15 protein-coding genes are annotated in these 17,700 nt (G+C 60.9%); 6 read left to right on the forward strand and 9 right to left on the reverse strand.

Going from position 1 to position 17,700, the window contains the following annotated elements:
* Window positions 1–930: 930 nt before the first annotated feature.
* Both AC07UR_RS08795 and AC07UR_RS08800 read left to right on the forward strand, forming a co-directional pair.
* Window positions 931–1,455, forward strand: a complete 525-nt coding sequence (locus AC07UR_RS08795) for a hypothetical protein (protein ID WP_209791766.1) — start codon at window positions 931–933, stop codon at window positions 1,453–1,455.
* Window positions 1,456–2,032: 577 nt separating this feature from the next.
* On the forward strand, window positions 2,033–2,455 hold the full coding sequence (locus tag AC07UR_RS08800; protein WP_209791768.1) for a DUF4864 domain-containing protein: 423 nt from the start codon (window positions 2,033–2,035) through the stop codon (window positions 2,453–2,455).
* 13 nt (window positions 2,456–2,468) lie between these two features.
* Here AC07UR_RS08800 and tgt read toward each other — a convergent pair whose 3' ends face one another.
* The 5 genes from tgt to coaD all read right to left on the reverse strand — a co-directional run bounded on the left by tgt (window position 2,469) and on the right by coaD (window position 6,399).
* Window positions 2,469–3,599, reverse strand: coding sequence for a tRNA guanosine(34) transglycosylase Tgt (gene tgt, locus AC07UR_RS08805; protein WP_173419984.1), 1,131 nt, complete (start codon window positions 3,597–3,599; stop codon window positions 2,469–2,471).
* Complete coding sequence (queA, locus tag AC07UR_RS08810; protein ID WP_209791771.1) at window positions 3,600–4,682, reverse strand: tRNA preQ1(34) S-adenosylmethionine ribosyltransferase-isomerase QueA; 1,083 nt, start codon at window positions 4,680–4,682, stop codon at window positions 3,600–3,602.
* Between the two features lie 80 nt (window positions 4,683–4,762).
* Window positions 4,763–5,272 (reverse strand): peptidylprolyl isomerase, encoded by a 510-nt coding sequence (locus AC07UR_RS08815; protein WP_173419986.1) that lies wholly within the window; start codon window positions 5,270–5,272, stop codon window positions 4,763–4,765.
* A gap of 23 nt (window positions 5,273–5,295) precedes the next feature.
* Window positions 5,296–5,868, reverse strand: a complete 573-nt coding sequence (locus tag AC07UR_RS08820; protein ID WP_209791773.1) for a peptidylprolyl isomerase — start codon at window positions 5,866–5,868, stop codon at window positions 5,296–5,298.
* A gap of 36 nt (window positions 5,869–5,904) precedes the next feature.
* On the reverse strand, window positions 5,905–6,399 hold the full coding sequence (gene coaD, locus AC07UR_RS08825; RefSeq protein ID WP_077503546.1) for a pantetheine-phosphate adenylyltransferase: 495 nt from the start codon (window positions 6,397–6,399) through the stop codon (window positions 5,905–5,907).
* Window positions 6,400–6,760: 361 nt separating this feature from the next.
* Between coaD and AC07UR_RS08830 the strand changes: the two genes are divergently transcribed.
* Entirely contained in the window at window positions 6,761–6,889 is a 129-nt protein-coding gene (locus AC07UR_RS08830) for a hypothetical protein (protein WP_268833757.1), read from the forward strand.
* Window positions 6,890–7,022: 133 nt separating this feature from the next.
* Here AC07UR_RS08830 and AC07UR_RS08835 read toward each other — a convergent pair whose 3' ends face one another.
* The 4 genes from AC07UR_RS08835 to AC07UR_RS08850 all read right to left on the reverse strand — a co-directional run bounded on the left by AC07UR_RS08835 (window position 7,023) and on the right by AC07UR_RS08850 (window position 11,871).
* Window positions 7,023–8,420: an MATE family efflux transporter gene (locus tag AC07UR_RS08835; protein WP_209791775.1), complete on the reverse strand. Its 1,398-nt coding sequence runs from the start codon at window positions 8,418–8,420 to the stop codon at window positions 7,023–7,025.
* Between the two features lie 143 nt (window positions 8,421–8,563).
* On the reverse strand, window positions 8,564–9,862 hold the full coding sequence (locus AC07UR_RS08840; RefSeq protein ID WP_209791777.1) for a TCR/Tet family MFS transporter: 1,299 nt from the start codon (window positions 9,860–9,862) through the stop codon (window positions 8,564–8,566).
* A gap of 440 nt (window positions 9,863–10,302) precedes the next feature.
* Window positions 10,303–11,247, reverse strand: a complete 945-nt coding sequence (gene ypfJ / locus AC07UR_RS08845) for a KPN_02809 family neutral zinc metallopeptidase (RefSeq protein ID WP_173419990.1) — start codon at window positions 11,245–11,247, stop codon at window positions 10,303–10,305.
* 102 nt (window positions 11,248–11,349) lie between these two features.
* On the reverse strand, window positions 11,350–11,871 hold the full coding sequence (locus AC07UR_RS08850) for a DUF2306 domain-containing protein (RefSeq protein ID WP_209791780.1): 522 nt from the start codon (window positions 11,869–11,871) through the stop codon (window positions 11,350–11,352).
* An 89-nt stretch (window positions 11,872–11,960) separates the two neighbouring features.
* On the opposite strand from AC07UR_RS08850, the gene AC07UR_RS08855 reads away from it, so the two are divergent.
* From AC07UR_RS08855 to carB, 3 genes are all read left to right on the forward strand, one after another.
* Window positions 11,961–12,803, forward strand: coding sequence for a LytTR family DNA-binding domain-containing protein (locus AC07UR_RS08855; protein WP_209791782.1), 843 nt, complete (start codon window positions 11,961–11,963; stop codon window positions 12,801–12,803).
* A gap of 82 nt (window positions 12,804–12,885) precedes the next feature.
* Window positions 12,886–13,914 carry a zinc-dependent alcohol dehydrogenase family protein gene (locus AC07UR_RS08860; protein ID WP_209791784.1) on the forward strand — a complete coding sequence of 343 codons (1,029 nt, stop codon included), beginning with the start codon at window positions 12,886–12,888 and terminating at the stop codon, window positions 13,912–13,914.
* A 218-nt stretch (window positions 13,915–14,132) separates the two neighbouring features.
* On the forward strand, window positions 14,133–17,624 hold the full coding sequence (gene carB / locus AC07UR_RS08865) for a carbamoyl-phosphate synthase large subunit (protein ID WP_209791792.1): 3,492 nt from the start codon (window positions 14,133–14,135) through the stop codon (window positions 17,622–17,624).
* Window positions 17,625–17,700 lie beyond the last annotated feature (76 nt).

Raw genomic sequence — 17,700 nt, forward strand, 5'->3', positions numbered from 1 at the left:
GTCGGCGCCGGCAGAGGTGCTGAGTGTCGCATTTCTAACTGGCTGGCAACGTCGCGCCTCTAATCAGCTTTGACATTGTATGCAGCCGCAAAGTTAGAATGTCCTGATCCTGCAAAGTTGGAATGTCACTCTCCCCGGGCCTGAACGATGCCTGGGAGATTGCGGATCGGCATGCGATCAAGCTCGGCGGCATCTGCCGAAGCACCCGCCCAAGACCTCGGCCGCGTCATGGCCGGCGGGACGCAATCCAGCAGAGACGATCACCCTAAAACGATGTTCGGCGGATCACCCGCCCATCGCTACCATTGATCTGAATCTCGTAACGAGCGCCAGCTCTGACAAATCTATATGTGTAGACCTGATTTTGGCAACTTACAGTTTCGACCTGTCGAAGACCCAGGTCCTCAAGGTGGCGCTTGCCGTCATCGCAGGAAACAGGCTGCGTCCCCGCTAGATAGCTGCCCACCCTAAGTTCGATATCGGCGGTGTCGTGGGTTTGGGATGCTGCCGGACTGCCGAAAGCCGCGAGCACAATGAGCCAGATTACTTTCCTCGTCATCTGCAAAGCGCGGCCTCCACTCCAGGTTACCAATATTGGACCAATGGATTTCCGTCGTCAAAATGTGCTCGAAATCTCGGCTTTCGGTGGGAAGAAGCCGACGCCGTCGAGAGCATCTTACTTTCCGAAAGAGATGTCCAGAACGGCAAGCTCTCCAAATATGGCGATCCTCTCGTCCCAACGCTCAGACTTGCATCTCCTAGGACTTGAGATCAAAATCTGAACGCCGATACGGCTAACTCCAGACAAACTACCTCACGTTTCCTATGCAATACCAGAATTGCTTCAGCAATCTCAGCGCACATCGCCTTTTTTTGGCGGCGACGAGTGAACTCATTCATTTGGGAAGATAACTGGGAGGAGTATTTTGAATGGCAATTTCGCGAAAACAAGAGGAGCGCCTGCTCACTGAGGACGAGTGGCATCTGGTGCGCCAATCACACCATCCCGCGATACAGGGCGTTTCCGACGAAGATCTGCTGAAGCTCGTGAAGCAAGTGCGCGAAAGGCGCGACAGATCACAAGCCGAAGCTCATCGCCAACGACGTGAGATCCGAGGGAAGTCCGCCCCGAAAGGCGTGGAACCCACTCGAAAGGATATCGGCACAAGGGCCAAGCTCGAAATACTGGCCATGAGCATGCGCCGGCTCAACGGAGAGCATGCAAGGCGTTGTAAAATGCACGGAAAAGCCCAGTTGGTCTCCAACATGCGCGCGGCGCTTGCGGCCAAGCAGGCATCCAAGACAGAACGGGATGAAACGTACAATTCGCGTCATGCGTTGGAAGGAATGCAATCCATAGAAAGTTCGAGGCGCAAAAGCCTCATGCGGCCCATGGAACGAGGACGGCTGAGAAAGGCCGGTGCGGTCGCCCAGGCGACGCGAGATTCACGGTAACATCATCGCTGGCGGGGCGCGGAATGTGACCTGCGGGAAAGCTTGCACGGAACGTTTCCCAGTCCCGCTCAGCAGTGCTCGGCGACGAGGCGCGACGCCGAGTTTGACAAGCCCCATCTCCCCTGCCGCCCATGCGCAAGTCCGCTGAAGGCGGAGCCGGAATTTCGGGGACGAGCAGATTTCGGTGTGAATTGATCAGAAACCCAAAGACGCCTCCGCAAGCTGGCAGTGAAGAAGGATCTCAGGTCCCGGAGCAGCCACAGGAAGCAGGAGTGATAGCAGCTATGGATTGCGTTCGCTTGCGCGTGACGAACCGGATGATTTCAGAACGCGCCGCCGCCCGCGGCATCGATCGTGATCGCCGTAATGTGCTCTCGAGGCTCAATTGCGAATATCACCAAGTTATGATGTTTAAAGTCGTTTGTATGGAAGCACGAACTAACACATTGAATGGACGTGGTTTGGGACCCTAGAGACCAAATGGAAATGCAATTGGCGGCCGTTCGCCCCATTTCCAGAGCCCACAAACGTCCTATGCTTTCTGAGGTCGGCAGAAAACGTCTGGCGGAGATCGATCATGATCAGGACATTTGCCATTGCCCTCGGTGTCGCAGTGCAACTAGCAAGTGCGGGCTTGTGCCGGGCCGACGAACCTGTCGATACGGCGCGTTCGATCATCCAGGATCAGATCGCGGCTTTCCTGAATGACGATGCCGACGCCGCCTACTCCTTTGCTTCGCCGGCGATACGCGACAAGTTCCCTGACAAGACCGTGTTTTTCGACATGGTCAGGCGCGGTTACCAGCCGGTCTATCGACCGGGCAATTTTGCCTTCGGTCGCTCCAAGGTGGTGGGCGACCAGGTCATTCAGGAGGTGCTGATCTCGGCACCTGATGGCAAGGACTGGACGGCGGTCTACCAGCTGATGAAGCAGCCTGACGGCAGCTACAAGATCAATGGCGTGATGATGCTGCAGGCGGTGCCAGGGCCGGAGATCTGAACTGTCAGGGGCCTCAAAGAGGGGCTAGGTCCCCTCGCCGCCAGGTTTCCTGGGTCTCGGCCATGAAGTCGGCAAAGCGGCCCTCTTCGATCGCCAGCCGAATGCCCGCCATCAGTTCCTGGTAATAGGCCAGATTGTTCCAGCTGAGCAGCATGCCGCCGAGCGATTCGTTCGAGCGGATCAGGTGATGCAGATAGGCGCGCGAATAGTCGCGCGTCGCAGGGCAAGACGATTGCTCGTCCAGCGGCCGCATGTCCTCGGCGTGGCGGGCGTTGCGTAGATTTATGCGACCATGGCGGGTAAATGCCAGGCCGTGGCGTCCGGATCTGGTCGGCATGACGCAGTCGAACATGTCGATGCCTTGGGCGACCGATCTCAGGATATCGTCGGGGGTGCCGACGCCCATGAGATAACGCGGCTTTTCCACCGGCAGCTCGGGGCATGTGATGTCGAGCATTCTCAGCATCACCTCCTGCGGTTCGCCGACCGCAAGCCCGCCAACGGCATAACCCTTAAGGTCAAGGCCCTTGAGCGCCTCTGCCGAACGCACGCGCAATTCAGGAATGTCGCCACCCTGAACGATGCCGAACATCGCCTTGCCCGGCTGGTCGCCGAAGGCGACCTTGCAGCGCTCGGCCCAGCGTAGCGACATTTCCATCGCTCGCTCGATTTCCTTGGGCTCGGCTGGCAGTGCCACGCACTCGTCGAGCTGCATCTGGATATCGCTGTCGAGCAAGCCTTGAATCTCGATCGACCGTTCCGGCGACATGTGGAAGAGTGCGCCGTCGACATGGCTCTTGAAGGTAACGCCCTGCTCATCGAGCTTGCGCAGGCCGGCAAGCGACATCACCTGGAAACCGCCGCTGTCGGTGAGGATCGGGCCTTGCCAGCGGATGAGATTGTGCAGGCCGCCAAGTCGCGCCACCCGTTCGGCGCCGGGGCGCAGCATCAGGTGGTAAGTGTTGCCGAGAATGATGTCGGCGCCGAGATCCTTGACCTGGTCGAGATACATCGCCTTGACCGTGCCGACGGTGCCAACCGGCATGAAGGCCGGCGTGCGGATCGTGCCGCGCGGCATGGAAACCTCGCCGCGGCGCGCCTTGCCGTCGGTTGCGTGCAGCTTGAACTGGAAGGTTTCGGTCATCTAGTCTTTCCGGAAAAGCAGGCTGGAATCGCCATAGGAATAGAAGCGGTAGCCGGTCTCGATCGCATGGGCATAGGCCGCGCGCATCGTCTCCAGCCCACAGAAGGCCGAAACCAGCATGAACAGCGTCGATTTCGGCAGATGGAAATTGGTCATCAGCATGTCGACAGCGCGGAAGCGGTAGCCGGGCGTGATGAAGATACCTGTCGGCCCCGACCAAGGCTGGATCGTGCCGTTTTCGTCGGCCGCACTTTCGATCAGCCGCAGCGACGTGGTGCCGACACAGACGATCCTGCCACCCCTCGCCTTGACGGCATTGAGGCGCTCGGCGGTTGCCGCGTCGACGTGGCCGATTTCCTGGTGCATCACGTGGTCATCGGTATCGTCGGCCTTGACGGGCAGGAATGTCCCTGCTCCGACATGCAGGGTCACGAAATGGCGCTCGATGCCGAGGTCGTTCAGCTTGGAAAACAGCCGTTCCGTGAAATGCAGGCCGGCTGTCGGCGCAGCAACGGCGCCCTCCTCGCGGGCATAAACAGTCTGGTAGTCGGTACGATCCTGCGCATCCTCGGCGCGCTTCGAGGCGATGTAAGGCGGCAGCGGAATGTGGCCGGTCGCCATGATCGCTTCGTCGAGCAGCGGCCCGGAGAGATCGAAGCGCAGCGTGACTTCGCCAGCGTCGCCCTTTTCCTCGACGGTCGCGTCGAGCGTGCCGAGCATGCAACTGTTACCGCCATGGCCAAAGGCGACGCGGTCGCCAACTTTAAGGCGGCGCGCCGGCCGAGCGAAAGCCTTCCAGCGGTCGGGAGCGACCCGCATGTGCAGCGTCAGCGAGACCGGCGTCGTGATCTCCTCGCCGCGACGGCGAATGCCTTCGAGCTGCGCCGGGATGACCTTGGTGTCGTTGAACACCAACGCGTCGCCAGGACGCAGGAAGGAAGTCAGGTCTAGGACGCCGTAATCCGTGAGGCGTTGCGGCGCCTTGGGGTCGACGACGAGCATGCGGGCGCTGTCGCGCGGGCTGACGGGCCTGAGCGCAATGGAGGTTTCCGGAAGGTCGAAGTCGAACAAGTCTACGCGCATGATCGTTTCTGAAAGAAAAAAGCAAAACCCGCCCCGGGGCCATCAGGCGCGGCCGGGACGGGTTTGTGCATTAGCGCAAATCAGGCGTCGGCGGCAACCCGCAGCGACACGATGGTATCGGGATCACGCACCGGCTCGCCGCGCTTGATCTTGTCGATGTTGTCCATGCCCTCGATGACTTGGCCCCAGACGGAGTACTGCTTGTTCAGCCACGGGGCATCGGTGAAGCAGATGAAGAACTGCGAATTGGCCGAGTTGGGCGCCTGGCTGCGAGCCATCGAGCACGTGCCGCGGATGTGGCTGACGTTCGAGAATTCTGCGTTCAGGTCCGGCTTGGAAGAACCGCCCATGCCGGCGCGCGACGGGTTGAAATGCTCGCCGCCGGTCTTGCCGTACTGGACGTCGCCGGTCTGTGCCATGAAGTCCTCGATGACGCGGTGAAACACCACGCCGTCATAGGCGCCTTCGCGTGCCAGTTCCTTGATGCGCGCGACATGACCCGGGGCCACATCAGGCCGAAGCTCGATGATGACCTGGCCCTTGGTGGTCTCCATGATGATGGTGTTTTCCGGATCTTTGATCTCGGCCATGGGTTTTCTCCTTGTGTTTAACTTTACTTGCCGACCTTGACGCTGATCATGCGGTCGGGATCGGTGACGGAGCCGTTGTTGGCATCGTCGCCGAGTTTGATCTTGTCGACGTTCTCCATGCCGGAGATGACCTTGCCGACGACCGTGTATTGGCCGTTGAGGAAGTCGCCCGGGGCAAACATGATGAAGAACTGCGAGTTGGCGCTGTTGGGATCCTGCGAACGCGCCATGCCGACCGTGCCGCGCTCGAACGGGACGTCCGAGAACTCGGCCGGCAGGTCCGGCTTTGAGGAGCCGCCTGTGCCAGCAGCCTGGGGCTGGAAGCCGTCTTCCATGTCGCCGTACTGGACGTCACCGGTCTGGGCCATGAAGCCCTTGATAACGCGGTGGAAGGCGACGTTGTTGTATTCGCCGGCCGTTGCCAGCGCCTTGATCTGCTCGACGTGCTTAGGTGCGATATCAGGGCGAAGCTCGACGACGACAGGGCCGTCCTTCAGCGTGATGGTGAGGAAGTTGTCAGCCGACTGCGCAAATGCGGTTCCCGCAAAGGAAGCAAGCGTGAGGGCACCGGCGAAAGCGAGGTGGAGGATTTTCATGGTTTCTCCCTGAGTGGTGAATGGAGTGTGGCGGCTCTAGGCCTTGCGTTTGGCCTGCAGCGCCGCGTGGACCGCTTTGGGCACGAACGCGCTGACGTCACCGCCCATGGCCGCGATCTGACGGACCAATGTGGCCGTAATGGGCCGCGATGCGGTGCCTGCCGGCAGAAACAGGGTCTGAACGTCAGGCGCCATTTGACGATTCATGCCCGCCATCTGCATCTCGTAGTCGAGGTCCGTGCCGTCGCGAAGACCACGCACAAGCAGCTTTGCGCCGCTTTGCCGCGCGGCATCGACCACGAGGTTGTCGAAGGAGACAACATCGATGTCGGCGGCGCGCTCGGGCAGAAATTCGAGCAGCGACTCGCGAATAAGGTCCGCGCGCTGGTCGAACGAAAAGAGCGGTGCCTTGCCCGGATGGATACCGATCGCCACGATAACTTTGCGCGCCACGTTCAGCGCCTGCACAAGTACGTCGAGATGCCCGTTCGTCATCGGATCGAAAGAGCCGGGGTAGAATGCCGTCGTCATCGCACCTGTTTCCGTTTGGTGAAGCCTTTTGTCACGGACGGCGACGGATCGCAAGAGTTGTGCAGGGGAGCAACCCTGTTCCCTGGGAAACAGCGGCACCAAAGAAATGAATGCTAGATGAATGCCATGTTCAAGAGCGTTTCACATCGCAGACTGTAATGTGAAGCAAGAAAGAACGGAACCTTTTTGAAGATACTGCCGTTTAGCACCTGAAAGGATGACGGCTATGGGACTTGCTCTGTTTTCGATGACGATGTTTTTCGCAATGATCTTTGCGACGATACATGCACTCCGGGACGAATCCCGTGAGCAGCGCGACCGTTCAGGCAACCGTAAGATCTTCGGCTAAAGGTAAAATGTTATGGCGACAGTCTTTATGACCTCCGCGGCGGTAATCAGTTTCGTCTTTCTCGTCGACTTTGCCCGCACGATACGCGACCTCCAGCGCGATCGACTGGGCTCGAGCGAGACCGGCGGCTTCAACGTTTAGTAATCTGCAGAAACTTTCCTCCAGAAGTTTCAAAATGAGCGCCCGCCATTCTTCCCCTGAAGCGGTCGCTTTCTAAAGCCGGACGGCATCCCCTGCCCGTCCGGCTTTTTCTTTGTCCGGGATTTGAAGCTGCCTAAGCCGCCGACACCTTATGCGTCCGGATCATGCGGAAGAACCGCCAGTTCAGGAGCAGCGCTGCGGCGGCAAGGCCGAGCACGAATCCGAACCAGACGCCTGTTCCGCCGAAGTTGAGCGGAAACGCGAAGGCCCAGGCGCAAACGAAACCGATAGGCCAGTAGGAAATCATCGCCAGGATCATAGGCACCTTTGTGTCCTTGAGGCCGCGAAGCATGCCGGCGGCAATCGCCTGCAACCCGTCGACCAGCTGGAATGCGCCGGCAATCACGATGAGCGGAGCGGCAAAGGCTAACACCTGGGCTGCATCCGGCCTGCTGGTGTCCAGGTAAAGTGCTGCCAGCTGGCTTGGGAAGAGTGCGAAGATCGCGCTGCCGATGGTCGCGAAGACGGATCCGAGCACCAGTGCCGAAATCGCTGCGCGCCGGACGCCGAGCATGTCGCCGCGGCCGTAGGAAAGGCCGACGCGCACTGTTGCCGCTTGGGCAATTCCAAGCGGGATCATGAAGGCGAGCGAAGCGAACTGCAGCGCGATGCCATGCGCGGCTAGTTCGATCGTACCGATTGTTCCCATCAACAACGAGGCGACGGTGAACAGGCTGACTTCAGCAAGTATGGTCAGCGAGATCGGTATTCCGAGATAAACCACTTCCCTGAACGCCGGCCAGTCCGGGCGCCAGAAACGCACGAACAGCTCATACTGGTTCAGTTCCGGTTTGCTCTTGATATAGGCGACCGTCAGCACCGTGCCGAGGACCGCCACGCCAAGGGCGGCGACGGCTGCACCGAAGATGCCGAGTTGCGGGAAGCCGAAATGGCCGTAGATCAGCACGTAGCAAAGGGCTGCATTGAGGACGAGCGTTGCCAGGGTGACATAGAGAATGATCCCTGCCCGCTCCAGGCCGCTCAGGAACGCACGCAGCACCATGAAGATCAGCCCCGGGAAGATCGCCCATTGTGCAATGTGCAGATACTCGGCGGCAAGGGCCGCCACCTCCGGCTGCTGGCCGGCAAGCAGCAGGATCGGTTCGGCAAGCCAGAGTACCGGCGCCGTCAGTACGCCGTAACAAAGCACAACCCAGAGCCCCATGCGCACGGAGCGGCGGACCGAAACCCTGTCGCCCCTGCCCTGGGCTTGCGCAGCCATCGGCACCACGGCGTTGGCGAAGCCGCTGCCGAAGATGTAGACGGTGAAGTACATCTGCGTTGCCAGAATGATCGCGGCGAGCTGGGTGGCACCGAGCTTGCCCACCATCAACACGTCGGTCGTGTTGATCGCAAGTTGTGCCAGCTGCGCGCCGATGAAGGGTACTCCGAGATAGAGGCTTGCCCGATAATGGGTGCGCCATGAATTGTCGGTTTGCACCGGGGTCGGGCTCGCATTGGCGGTCAGCATGACGGATTCCTGGATGTCGACGCGGCCGAGATACCGCAGGTCAGAACGGAGGGAAGGATGACGGAAATAGAACACGGCCGTCGAAAGAACCAGTGACAAAGCTTCGGCTGCTCAATTTTTCATCGAAGGATCAAGAAAATTGATCAATTTCGGTGCATGGCGCCGTGGTCGGCATAGCGCGGTTCTACCGACGGCTCCGCAGGCTCGACATCTTCGGCCGCAACGGCGAGCCGCTTCGGTACCTTGAACCAGAAGACAAGGAGCGCGCCCACCACGAAACAACTGGCAAGTGCATAGGGTGCACCGGCGAAAGTGATTTTGGCGGTTGGCGCTGTGAAATAGGCAAAGATCTGGGTGAAGATCAGCGGGCCGATGATCGTCGTGATGCTGCCGATGCTGGTGAGCGCGCCCTGCAGCTCGCCTTGGGCCGACGGAGGCACATGACCTGCGGCGATGCTGCGCAGAGGCGGATCGGCGAGGCTCTCGAGTGCGGTGGCGATAATCACGGCATAGATCATCCATCCCTGCCATGCAGCGGCATAGCCGACGGCACCGAGTGCCGTGAAAGTCAGGCCAAGGACGGCCGTTCTCCATTCGCCGAGCCGTGGCACGACGCGCGGCAGCACGAACGCCATCACCAGGGCGCCACCGATACCGAAGATGCCGAGCGAAAGACCGATTTCGCCCTCGCTCCAACCGTACCGGTAGGAAGAGACGAACGACCAGACGGACGGATAGACTGCATGCGCCATCCAGAACAGGAAGAAGACCAGCCCGACCCAGCCGATGCCGGGATAGTTGCGCATCTGCCGGAGCGCACCGAGCGGATTGGCGCGCTTCCATTCGAAGCGGCGACGGTTCGCCCTGTCCAGCGTTTCCGGCAGCAGGAAAACACCCAGCACGAAGTTGATGAAAGATAGGGCCGCGGCACCATAGAACGGTACGCGCGGTCCCAGTTCGCCCAGCAGCCCGCCAATGACGGGCCCCAACGCAAAGCCGGATCCGAACGCGATGCCGATCAGGCCGAAATTCTTGGCGCGGTTTCCATCGTTGCTGATGTCGGCAATGTAGGCTGAGGCAGTGCCGAAGCTGGCGCCGCTGATGCCGGCGAGAACGCGGCCGACGAACAACATCCAGTAGCTGGTCGCTAGCGCGCAGATCAGATTGTCGATGGCGAAGGTGAGCACTGAGGCAAGCAGGATCGGCCGGCGCCCAAAACGGTCGCTGAGATTGCCCATGAAGGGCGCAAAGAGGAACTGCATCGCAGCGTAGACCAGCAGCAGCCACCCGCCGTCGATGGCCGCATCGCTCACATTGGCGCCGGTCAGTTCCTCCAGATAGGTTGGCAGCACCGGCACGATGATCGCGATACCGATGATGTCGAGAAACAGGATGAGGAAGACGAGGAACAGGCCACGTCGCACGAACTTCTCGTCGAGCATCAAACTCTCCCCGCGCTATCCGTCGCCAGCGCGGAGACAGAACGTGAACAACGTTACCAATTTAGGTGTAACGCATGATTTCAATCGAAACAATACGTGAACATCTCAAAGTTTTTTATGGAAACGATCGCGTTCGTTGATCCATTGCTCTGCGGAAACGCGGCCCGTCTGGGCAACCGTGTCCGTTGCTCCGCCTTGAGGATGTCGACGAAAGCTCTAAGCGGCGTCGGCAGGGGAAAGAACACGGATGCAAAGGGTGCCCCTCGAAGCAGAATGAGTATGGAGCAGGTTTCCCTCGGAAAGGCAGGCCCGACTGTGTCGTGCTTCGCGTCGATGCACGCCGGCGCGACCGGTTTGGTAGCGCCACTAAAGTAAAAACGACAAAAGGGGCCGGCAGAATGAGCCGACCCCTTCTGATCTTTGGTTATGCAGTCTCTGGATCAGACCTGACCGGAGAATGTGTCGCAGGCGGACATCTTGCCACTGTCGAAGCCGCGCTTGAACCAGCGCATGCGTTGTTCTGATGTGCCATGGTTGAAGCTTTCCGGAACGACATAGCCCTGCATGCGTTTCTGCAGCGTGTCGTCGCCGATCTGGGTGGCGGCATTCAGCGCCTCTTCCAGGTCGCCTTGTTCCAGCAGACCCTTCTGTTGCGTGTACTTGCCCCAGACTCCGGCGAAGCAATCGGCTTGAAGCTCGACGCGTACCGACATCTGGTTGGCTTCGGTCTCGCTCATCGACTGGCGCATCTGATTGAACTTCGGCAGCACGCCGATCAAGTTTTGCACATGGTGACCGACTTCGTGGGCAACGACATAGGCCTGCGCGAAGTCGCCGGACGCGCCGAACTTCTGTTCAAGCTCGTCGAAGAAGCTCATGTCGAGATAGACCTTGCGGTCACCGGGGCAATAGAACGGGCCGGATGCCGCAGAGGCGAAGCCGCAAGCCGAGCGTACGGAGCCGCTGAACAGCACCATCTTCGGCTCCTGATATTGTTCGCCGCTCGCCTGGAAGATGCCGTTCCAGGTGTCCTCGGTTTCGGCCAGCACCGTCGACATGAAGGCTTTCATCTCTTCTTCCTGCGCCGATCCACGCGGTGCGGGCGAGCCGTCGCTCTGCTCAAAGCCCGGTTGCGCGACCGGGCCGCCGCCGCCCAGGACTTGCAGCATATCAATGCCCATGGCCCTCAGGATGAAGTAGAGCACGACGAGGAAGATGATGGTGCCAAAGCTCATGCCGCCGCCGGCGCCACGCATGCCTCCGCCCCCTCCGGGCATGCGAAACCCGCCACCCCGACCGAATGGATTACCGCCCAGACCGCCTCCGGGGCTTGCCCCGCGCTGGTCTTCAACGTTTCCGGATTGGCGGCGGCCTTTCCATTCCATGATCTGTCCTCCCGGCGTGGGTCGATACGCAATATCGGTCAGATCATTTATATGTCGGGCCGAATGCAGTTGTAAAACGCAATCGGGCCCGCAAGGTTGCGATCATGCCAATCTTTTCGAGGACTTGCCGCGATTGAAGAGGCGACCTTGGCGGATCGACAGAACGGCTGCCGCGGTCAGCAGCCCAGTCAATGGCACCGCCACCACCGCTGCTTGCCAGTTCGATAGGCCGCAGAACAGGCTGGCATGCATCAGCCGTCCCGGTAGCATCGTAAAGAGGCCGGCAACGACGATGCCGCCGAGATACATGCCGGCGACATGGCCGCGATGCGCGGCGATGTCGTGCCGCCGGGCAGCTGCAATCGCTTGCCAGCTTCCAAAGAGCACGTAGATCGACAGCATGTGAATGGGGCTGAAACCGCCAACCAGTCTGATTTCATGAATGAAAAACGTGGAGGATGCGGTCACGACCATGAGTACGATCCAGATCTTGCCGAGCATCCTGTGCCAGCGCGTGCCTTTCGGACGGGCAAGCAGAAAAGCGCCAAGGATCGCCGCCGGAATGACGGTCGCGACGTGCAACTGGATTGCGAACGGTGCGTGGAGAAGGGGTGCAAATGTCATCGCGGATTTCTATGCTGTTGATTTCCCCGAACGTGCGGCAGTCTCCTTGCTGCATTCAAATGCTTTGACTGGAACTGACGGAAAACTTCGTGAAACGCCCATTTCTGCAATCCACGCTTCGTGAACTGCATCTTGTCCTGAAGGCGCCGCGCCTCTGGGCAACCTTTGCAGCAGTTGTGCTGATCTTCTGGGTCACGGGGCCATACAGCACCGCTGAGCGCCTTGCCCTGGTACCGCGTCTCGGGTTCTGGCTGGTGTTGCACGCCCTCACCTGGGCGATCGCCATCGTTTCGGCTGTGTTTGCCAATGGCATCATGCGCGAAAGGGTCACCTCCGGCTTCGTTCGCATGATGATCGGTGCTGCCGTCGCCAGCATTCCGATCGGTCTCGTGACCACCGCAATCGGTTCGGTGACCTTTTCTGTTGCACCAACTGCGGCAGGTGTCCTCACTGACATCGCCACCGGCCTGCTGCTGTCGCTCTCTTTCTGTGCCTTGACCTGGATGACGATAAATGGGGACGCCGCGTCGGAGTTGGACGACACCGGCACCTTTGCAGCGACGCCCGACACGCGCGGGCATCAGGCTTCCATTGGGCCGACGACGTTCCAGGAGAATACGGGCCAGGTACCGCTGCTGTTGCGGCTGAAACACGCCAATCGCGGCGTGCCGCTACATCTGACGGTCAGCGACCACTACACGGAAGTCACGACTACCGCTGGGCGCGAACTCATTCTGTTGCGCTTCGCCGATGCACTCGGTGAACTCGGTCCGGTCCAGGGCTTGCAGGTGCACCGTTCCCACTGGGTGGCGGACGCGCACGTCGCGCGGCTCGTACGGGATAACGGCCGCATGACGATCCAGCTTGGGGACGGAACCGAGGTGCCGGTCAGTCGCACCTATGCCGCGGCCGTGCGCCAACGGTGGGGTTGACCGGCTGCTGATCGGGTCCTTGACCGTGTCCCGCTTTGACGATCCTATTCGCCCCAGGGAAACTGGCGAGGGAGGCATGGTCATGAAGGCGTTGCGGCTGGAGGCTATCGGCGACCTTTTCGTGCGCGAGGTGGACACGCCCTCGCCCGGCCCCGGTGACCTGCTGGTCCGCGTCGAAGCTTGCGGCATCTGCGGTACGGACAGGCACCTCCTGCATGGCGAGTTTCCGTCGATGCCGCCTGTCACGCTCGGCCACGAATTCTGTGGTATCGTCGAAGCGGTCGGCAAGGACGTGAGCGATATCGCCATCGGCGCGCGCATCACCGGCGACCCGAACATTTCCTGTGGTCGTTGCCCGCAATGCCGTGCCGGGCGGGTCAACCTTTGTCCCGCCTTGCGCGCGATCGGTATCCACCGCGACGGCGGTTTTGCCGATTATGTGATCGTTCCGCGAATACAGGCGCATGAAATCCCGCTCAGTCTCGATCCGGTGCATGGCGCCTTCTGCGAGCCCCTCGCGTGCTGCCTGCATGGCATCGACCTCTCCGGCATCCGTGCCGGATCGTCCGTCGTCGTTCTCGGCGGTGGGGTGATCGGCCTTCTGACGGTGCAGCTTGCGCGGTTGGCGGGTGCGACGACCGTTATCCTCTCGACGCGGCAGGCGGTCAAACGCAGGCTCGCCGAAGACGTTGGCGCAACGGCGACCGTCGATCCCTCCGCGAGCGACATCATCGAAGCCATTGCCGGTCCGGCAGGCCTTGTGCCCGGCGGCGTCGATGTGGTGATCGAATGCGCGGGTGTTGCCGAGACCGTGCGCCAGTCGACGCGGCTCGCCAGATCGGGCGGCACCGTCGTCATTCTCGGCGTCATGCCGCAGGGAGAGAAGGTCGAAATCGAGCCGTTCGACATTCTCTTCAGGGAGCTGCGCGTGCTTGGATCCTTCATCAACCCGTTCGTTCACCGCCGCGCCGCAGACCTCGTCGCCTCGGGGGCAATCGAGATCGACAAGCTGATCTCGCGGCGTGTCTCGCTCGATGAGGCGGTCGGCGTCATTGCACATCCGCCTGCTGCCGGCGAGGTCAAGGTTCTGGTGGTGCCGGACCAGGCTTGATGCTTTCGATACGGCTTTCAGGCGGCCATCTAACCCCTTGCGAAAGCGGATGCCGAAATATGTCGGGTTTCCTGTCGATTCCGGAATTTTCGGGGTTTCGCTTGCGGATACATTTGCCTATAAGCCGCTTCTAGCCTGAAAAGACCATCAATGCGTGCCCGGCCGGTGACCTCCCACCTTGGCCGGTTTTTCGCGCAGCTAGAAACGGATGACCGACCATGCCGAAGCGCCAAGATATCAAATCGATCCTCATCATCGGCGCGGGGCCGATCGTCATCGGTCAGGCATGCGAATTCGATTATTCCGGGACACAGGCCTGCAAGGCGCTGAAGGAGGAAGGCTACCGCGTCATCCTCGTCAACTCCAACCCGGCAACGATCATGACCGACCCGGGCCTGGCGGACGCGACCTACGTCGAGCCGATCACACCAGAAGTCGTTGCAAAGATCATCGCCAAGGAGCGCCCCGACGCGCTGTTGCCGACCATGGGCGGCCAGACCGCGCTCAACACCGCCCTGTCGCTGCGCCGCATGGGCGTTCTCGACCGCTACAATGTCGAGATGATCGGCGCCAAGCCGGATGCGATCGACAAGGCGGAAGACCGCGCGCTCTTCCGCGAGGCGATGGCGAAGATCGGTCTTGAGACGCCGAAGTCGCGGCTCGCCAACGCCACCGACATCAAGGATCACGACCGCAAGGTTCACGAGGCCGAGCGCGCCGAACTGAAGAGCCGCCTTTCCGGCCCGGATCTCGACAAGGCGCTCGACGAACTGGAAAACCAGTGGAACCTCGGCGAAGGCGACCGCAAGCAGCGCTACATGAACCACGCGATGGCGATCGCCGCGCAGGCGCTTGATGACGTCGGCCTACCGGCCATCATCCGCCCGTCCTTCACGCTTGGCGGCACCGGCGGCGGCATCGCCTACAACCGCACCGAATTCTTCGACATCGTCGGCAGCGGCCTAGATGCCTCGCCGACCACAGAAGTGCTGATCGAAGAATCGGTTCTCGGCTGGAAGGAATACGAGATGGAAGTGGTCCGCGACACCGCGGACAACTGCATCATCATCTGCTCGATCGAAAACATCGACCCGATGGGCGTCCACACGGGCGATTCGATCACCGTTGCTCCGGCGCTGACGCTGACGGACAAGGAATACCAGATCATGCGCAACGCCTCGATCGCGGTTCTGCGCGAGATCGGCGTTGAGACCGGCGGCTCGAACGTGCAGTTCGCCGTCAACCCGAAGGACGGCCGTCTGGTCGTCATCGAAATGAACCCGCGCGTTTCGCGCTCGTCGGCGCTCGCCTCCAAGGCAACGGGCTTCCCGATCGCCAAGATCGCGGCGAAGCTCGCGATCGGCTACACGCTGGACGAGCTTGAAAACGACATCACCGGCGGTGCGACGCCGGCATCCTTCGAGCCTTCGATCGACTACGTCGTTACCAAGATCCCGCGTTTTGCCTTCGAGAAATTCCCGGGCGCCTCGCCGGTCCTCACGACCGCGATGAAGTCGGTCGGCGAAGTCATGGCGATCGGCCGCACATTTGCCGAATCGCTGCAGAAGGCACTGCGCGGCATGGAGACCGGCCTCACCGGTCTCGACGAAATCGAAATTCCCGACATGGACGAGAACGGCGATGGCCGCAACGCCATTCGCGCCGCAATCGGTACACCGACCCCGGACCGTCTGCGCATGGTCGCCCAGGCGCTGCGCCTCGGCATGAGCGAAGCCGAAGTTCATGAGGCGAGCAAGATCGATCCTTGGTTCATCGCCCAGTTCAAGGCGATCGTCGACATGGAAGCGCGCGTCCGCGAGCACGGTCTGCCGCAGGATGCGGAAAACCTGCGCATGCTGAAGGCCATGGGCTTCTCCGACGCCCGGCTTGCAACCCTCGGCGGCAAGCGCCCTAAGGAAGTGGCCGAACTGCGCAACGCGCTGAATGTCCGCCCCGTCTACAAGCGCATCGATACCTGCGCGGCCGAGTTCGCCTCGCCGACCGCCTACATGTACTCGACCTACGAGACGCCCTTCGTTGGCGCTGCCCGTTCCGAAGCTGATGTCTCCGACCGCAAGAAGGTCGTCATTCTCGGCGGCGGCCCGAACCGCATCGGTCAGGGCATCGAGTTCGACTATTGCTGCTGCCATGCCTCCTTCGCCCTGAAGGACGCCGGTTATGAAGCGATCATGATCAACTGCAACCCCGAGACTGTTTCGACCGACTACGACACCTCTGACCGTCTCTATTTCGAGTCGCTCACGGCAGAAGATGTGATCGAGATCATGCGCGCCGAACAGGAAAAAGGTGAACTGGTCGGTGTCATCGTGCAGTTTGGTGGCCAGACGCCGCTGAAGCTGGCCGAAGCGCTGGAAAAGAACGGCATCCCGATCCTAGGCACCGCACCCGACATGATCGATCTTGCCGAGGATCGTGACCGCTTCCAGAAGCTTCTGATGAAGCTCGACCTCAACCAGCCGAACAACGGCATCGCCTACTCGGTCGAGCAGGCGCGCCTCGTTGCCGCCGAAATCGGCTTCCCGCTGGTCGTGCGTCCGTCCTACGTTCTCGGTGGCCGGGCGATGCAGATCATCCATTCGGAAAGCATGCTGCAGACCTACCTGCTCGATACGGTTCCGGGCCTCGTTCCGGAAGACATCAAGCAGCGCTACCCGAACGACAAGACCGGTCAGATCAACACGCTGCTCGGCAAGAACCCGCTGCTGTTCGACAGCTACCTGACCAACGCCACGGAAGTGGACGTCGATTGCCTCTGCGACGGCAAGGACGTGTTTGTCTCCGGCATCATGGAGCACATCGAGGAAGCCGGCATTCACTCCGGCGACAGTGCCTGCTCCCTGCCGGTTCACACGCTCGACTCGGCGATGGTCGATGAACTGGAGCGCCAGACGACGGCGTTGGCCAAGGCGCTCAATGTCGGCGGCCTGATGAACGTGCAGTTCGCGATCAAGGACGGCACGATCTACGTGCTCGAAGTCAACCCGCGCGCCTCGCGCACGGTGCCCTTCGTCGCCAAGACCATCGGTGCGCCGATTGCCAAGATCGCCGCCCGCGTCATGGCCGGTGAAGCGCTGGATGCGGCGATTGCCGCCTATGGCGAAAAGCCGGATCCGCGCAACCTGAAGCACATTGCCGTCAAGGAAGCGGTCTTCCCGTTTGCCCGCTTCCCCGGTGTCGACACGCTGCTCGGCCCGGAAATGCGCTCGACCGGTGAAGTCATCGGCCTTGACACCGATTACGCACTGGCCTTCGCCAAGTCGCAGCTCGGCGCTGGCGTCGACCTGCCGCGCGACGGAACGGTGTTCGTATCGGTCCGCGACGAGGACAAGACCCGCGTTCTGCCGGCAATCCGCATTCTCGTCGATATCGGCTTCAAGGTAATGGCGACAGGCGGTACCGCCCGGTTCCTCGGTGAAAACGGCATTGCCGCGATCAAGGTCAACAAGGTCCAGGAAGGCCGTCCGCATGTCGAGGACGCGATCCGCAACCGCCAGGTCCAGCTCGTCATCAACACCACTGACGGCAACAAGGCGATCTCGGACTCCAAGTCGCTTCGCCGTGCAACGCTGATGCAGAAGGTGCCCTACTACACCACCATGTCGGGCGCTGAGGCAGCAGCACGCGCCATCAAGGCGTTGAAGGCCGGCAACCTCGAGGTTCGCCCGCTTCAGAGCTACTTCAAGGCCTGATCGAACAACGACTGCGCGCATGTCTGTATGCGCGCAGTCCCGTGCTTTGGCCGATGGGCCGAACACAGCCCCCCAA

Source organism: Ensifer sp. GW821-FHT05G01 (assembly GCF_059419585.1).

Bases quoted from the DNA above. Each gene is read 5' to 3' on its own strand.
- queA (WP_209791771.1), bottom strand. From the start codon at position 4,682: ATGCGCGTAGACTTGTTCGACTTCGACCTTCCGGAAACCTCCATTGCG.
- AC07UR_RS08795 (WP_209791766.1), top strand. From the start codon at position 931: ATGGCAATTTCGCGAAAACAAGAGGAGCGCCTGCTCACTGAGGACGAG.
- AC07UR_RS08840 (WP_209791777.1), bottom strand. From the start codon at position 9,862: ATGCTCGACGAGAAGTTCGTGCGACGTGGCCTGTTCCTCGTCTTCCTC.
- AC07UR_RS08835 (WP_209791775.1), bottom strand. From the start codon at position 8,420: ATGCTGACCGCCAATGCGAGCCCGACCCCGGTGCAAACCGACAATTCA.
- ypfJ (WP_173419990.1), bottom strand. From the start codon at position 11,247: ATGGAATGGAAAGGCCGCCGCCAATCCGGAAACGTTGAAGACCAGCGC.
- tgt (WP_173419984.1), bottom strand. From the start codon at position 3,599: ATGACCGAAACCTTCCAGTTCAAGCTGCACGCAACCGACGGCAAGGCG.
- AC07UR_RS08800 (WP_209791768.1), top strand. From the start codon at position 2,033: ATGATCAGGACATTTGCCATTGCCCTCGGTGTCGCAGTGCAACTAGCA.
- AC07UR_RS08830 (WP_268833757.1), top strand. From the start codon at position 6,761: ATGGCGACAGTCTTTATGACCTCCGCGGCGGTAATCAGTTTCGTCTTT.
- coaD (WP_077503546.1), bottom strand. From the start codon at position 6,399: ATGACGACGGCATTCTACCCCGGCTCTTTCGATCCGATGACGAACGGG.
- AC07UR_RS08850 (WP_209791780.1), bottom strand. From the start codon at position 11,871: ATGACATTTGCACCCCTTCTCCACGCACCGTTCGCAATCCAGTTGCAC.
- AC07UR_RS08815 (WP_173419986.1), bottom strand. From the start codon at position 5,272: ATGGCCGAGATCAAAGATCCGGAAAACACCATCATCATGGAGACCACC.
- AC07UR_RS08860 (WP_209791784.1), top strand. From the start codon at position 12,886: ATGAAGGCGTTGCGGCTGGAGGCTATCGGCGACCTTTTCGTGCGCGAG.
- carB (WP_209791792.1), top strand. From the start codon at position 14,133: ATGCCGAAGCGCCAAGATATCAAATCGATCCTCATCATCGGCGCGGGG.
- AC07UR_RS08820 (WP_209791773.1), bottom strand. From the start codon at position 5,868: ATGAAAATCCTCCACCTCGCTTTCGCCGGTGCCCTCACGCTTGCTTCC.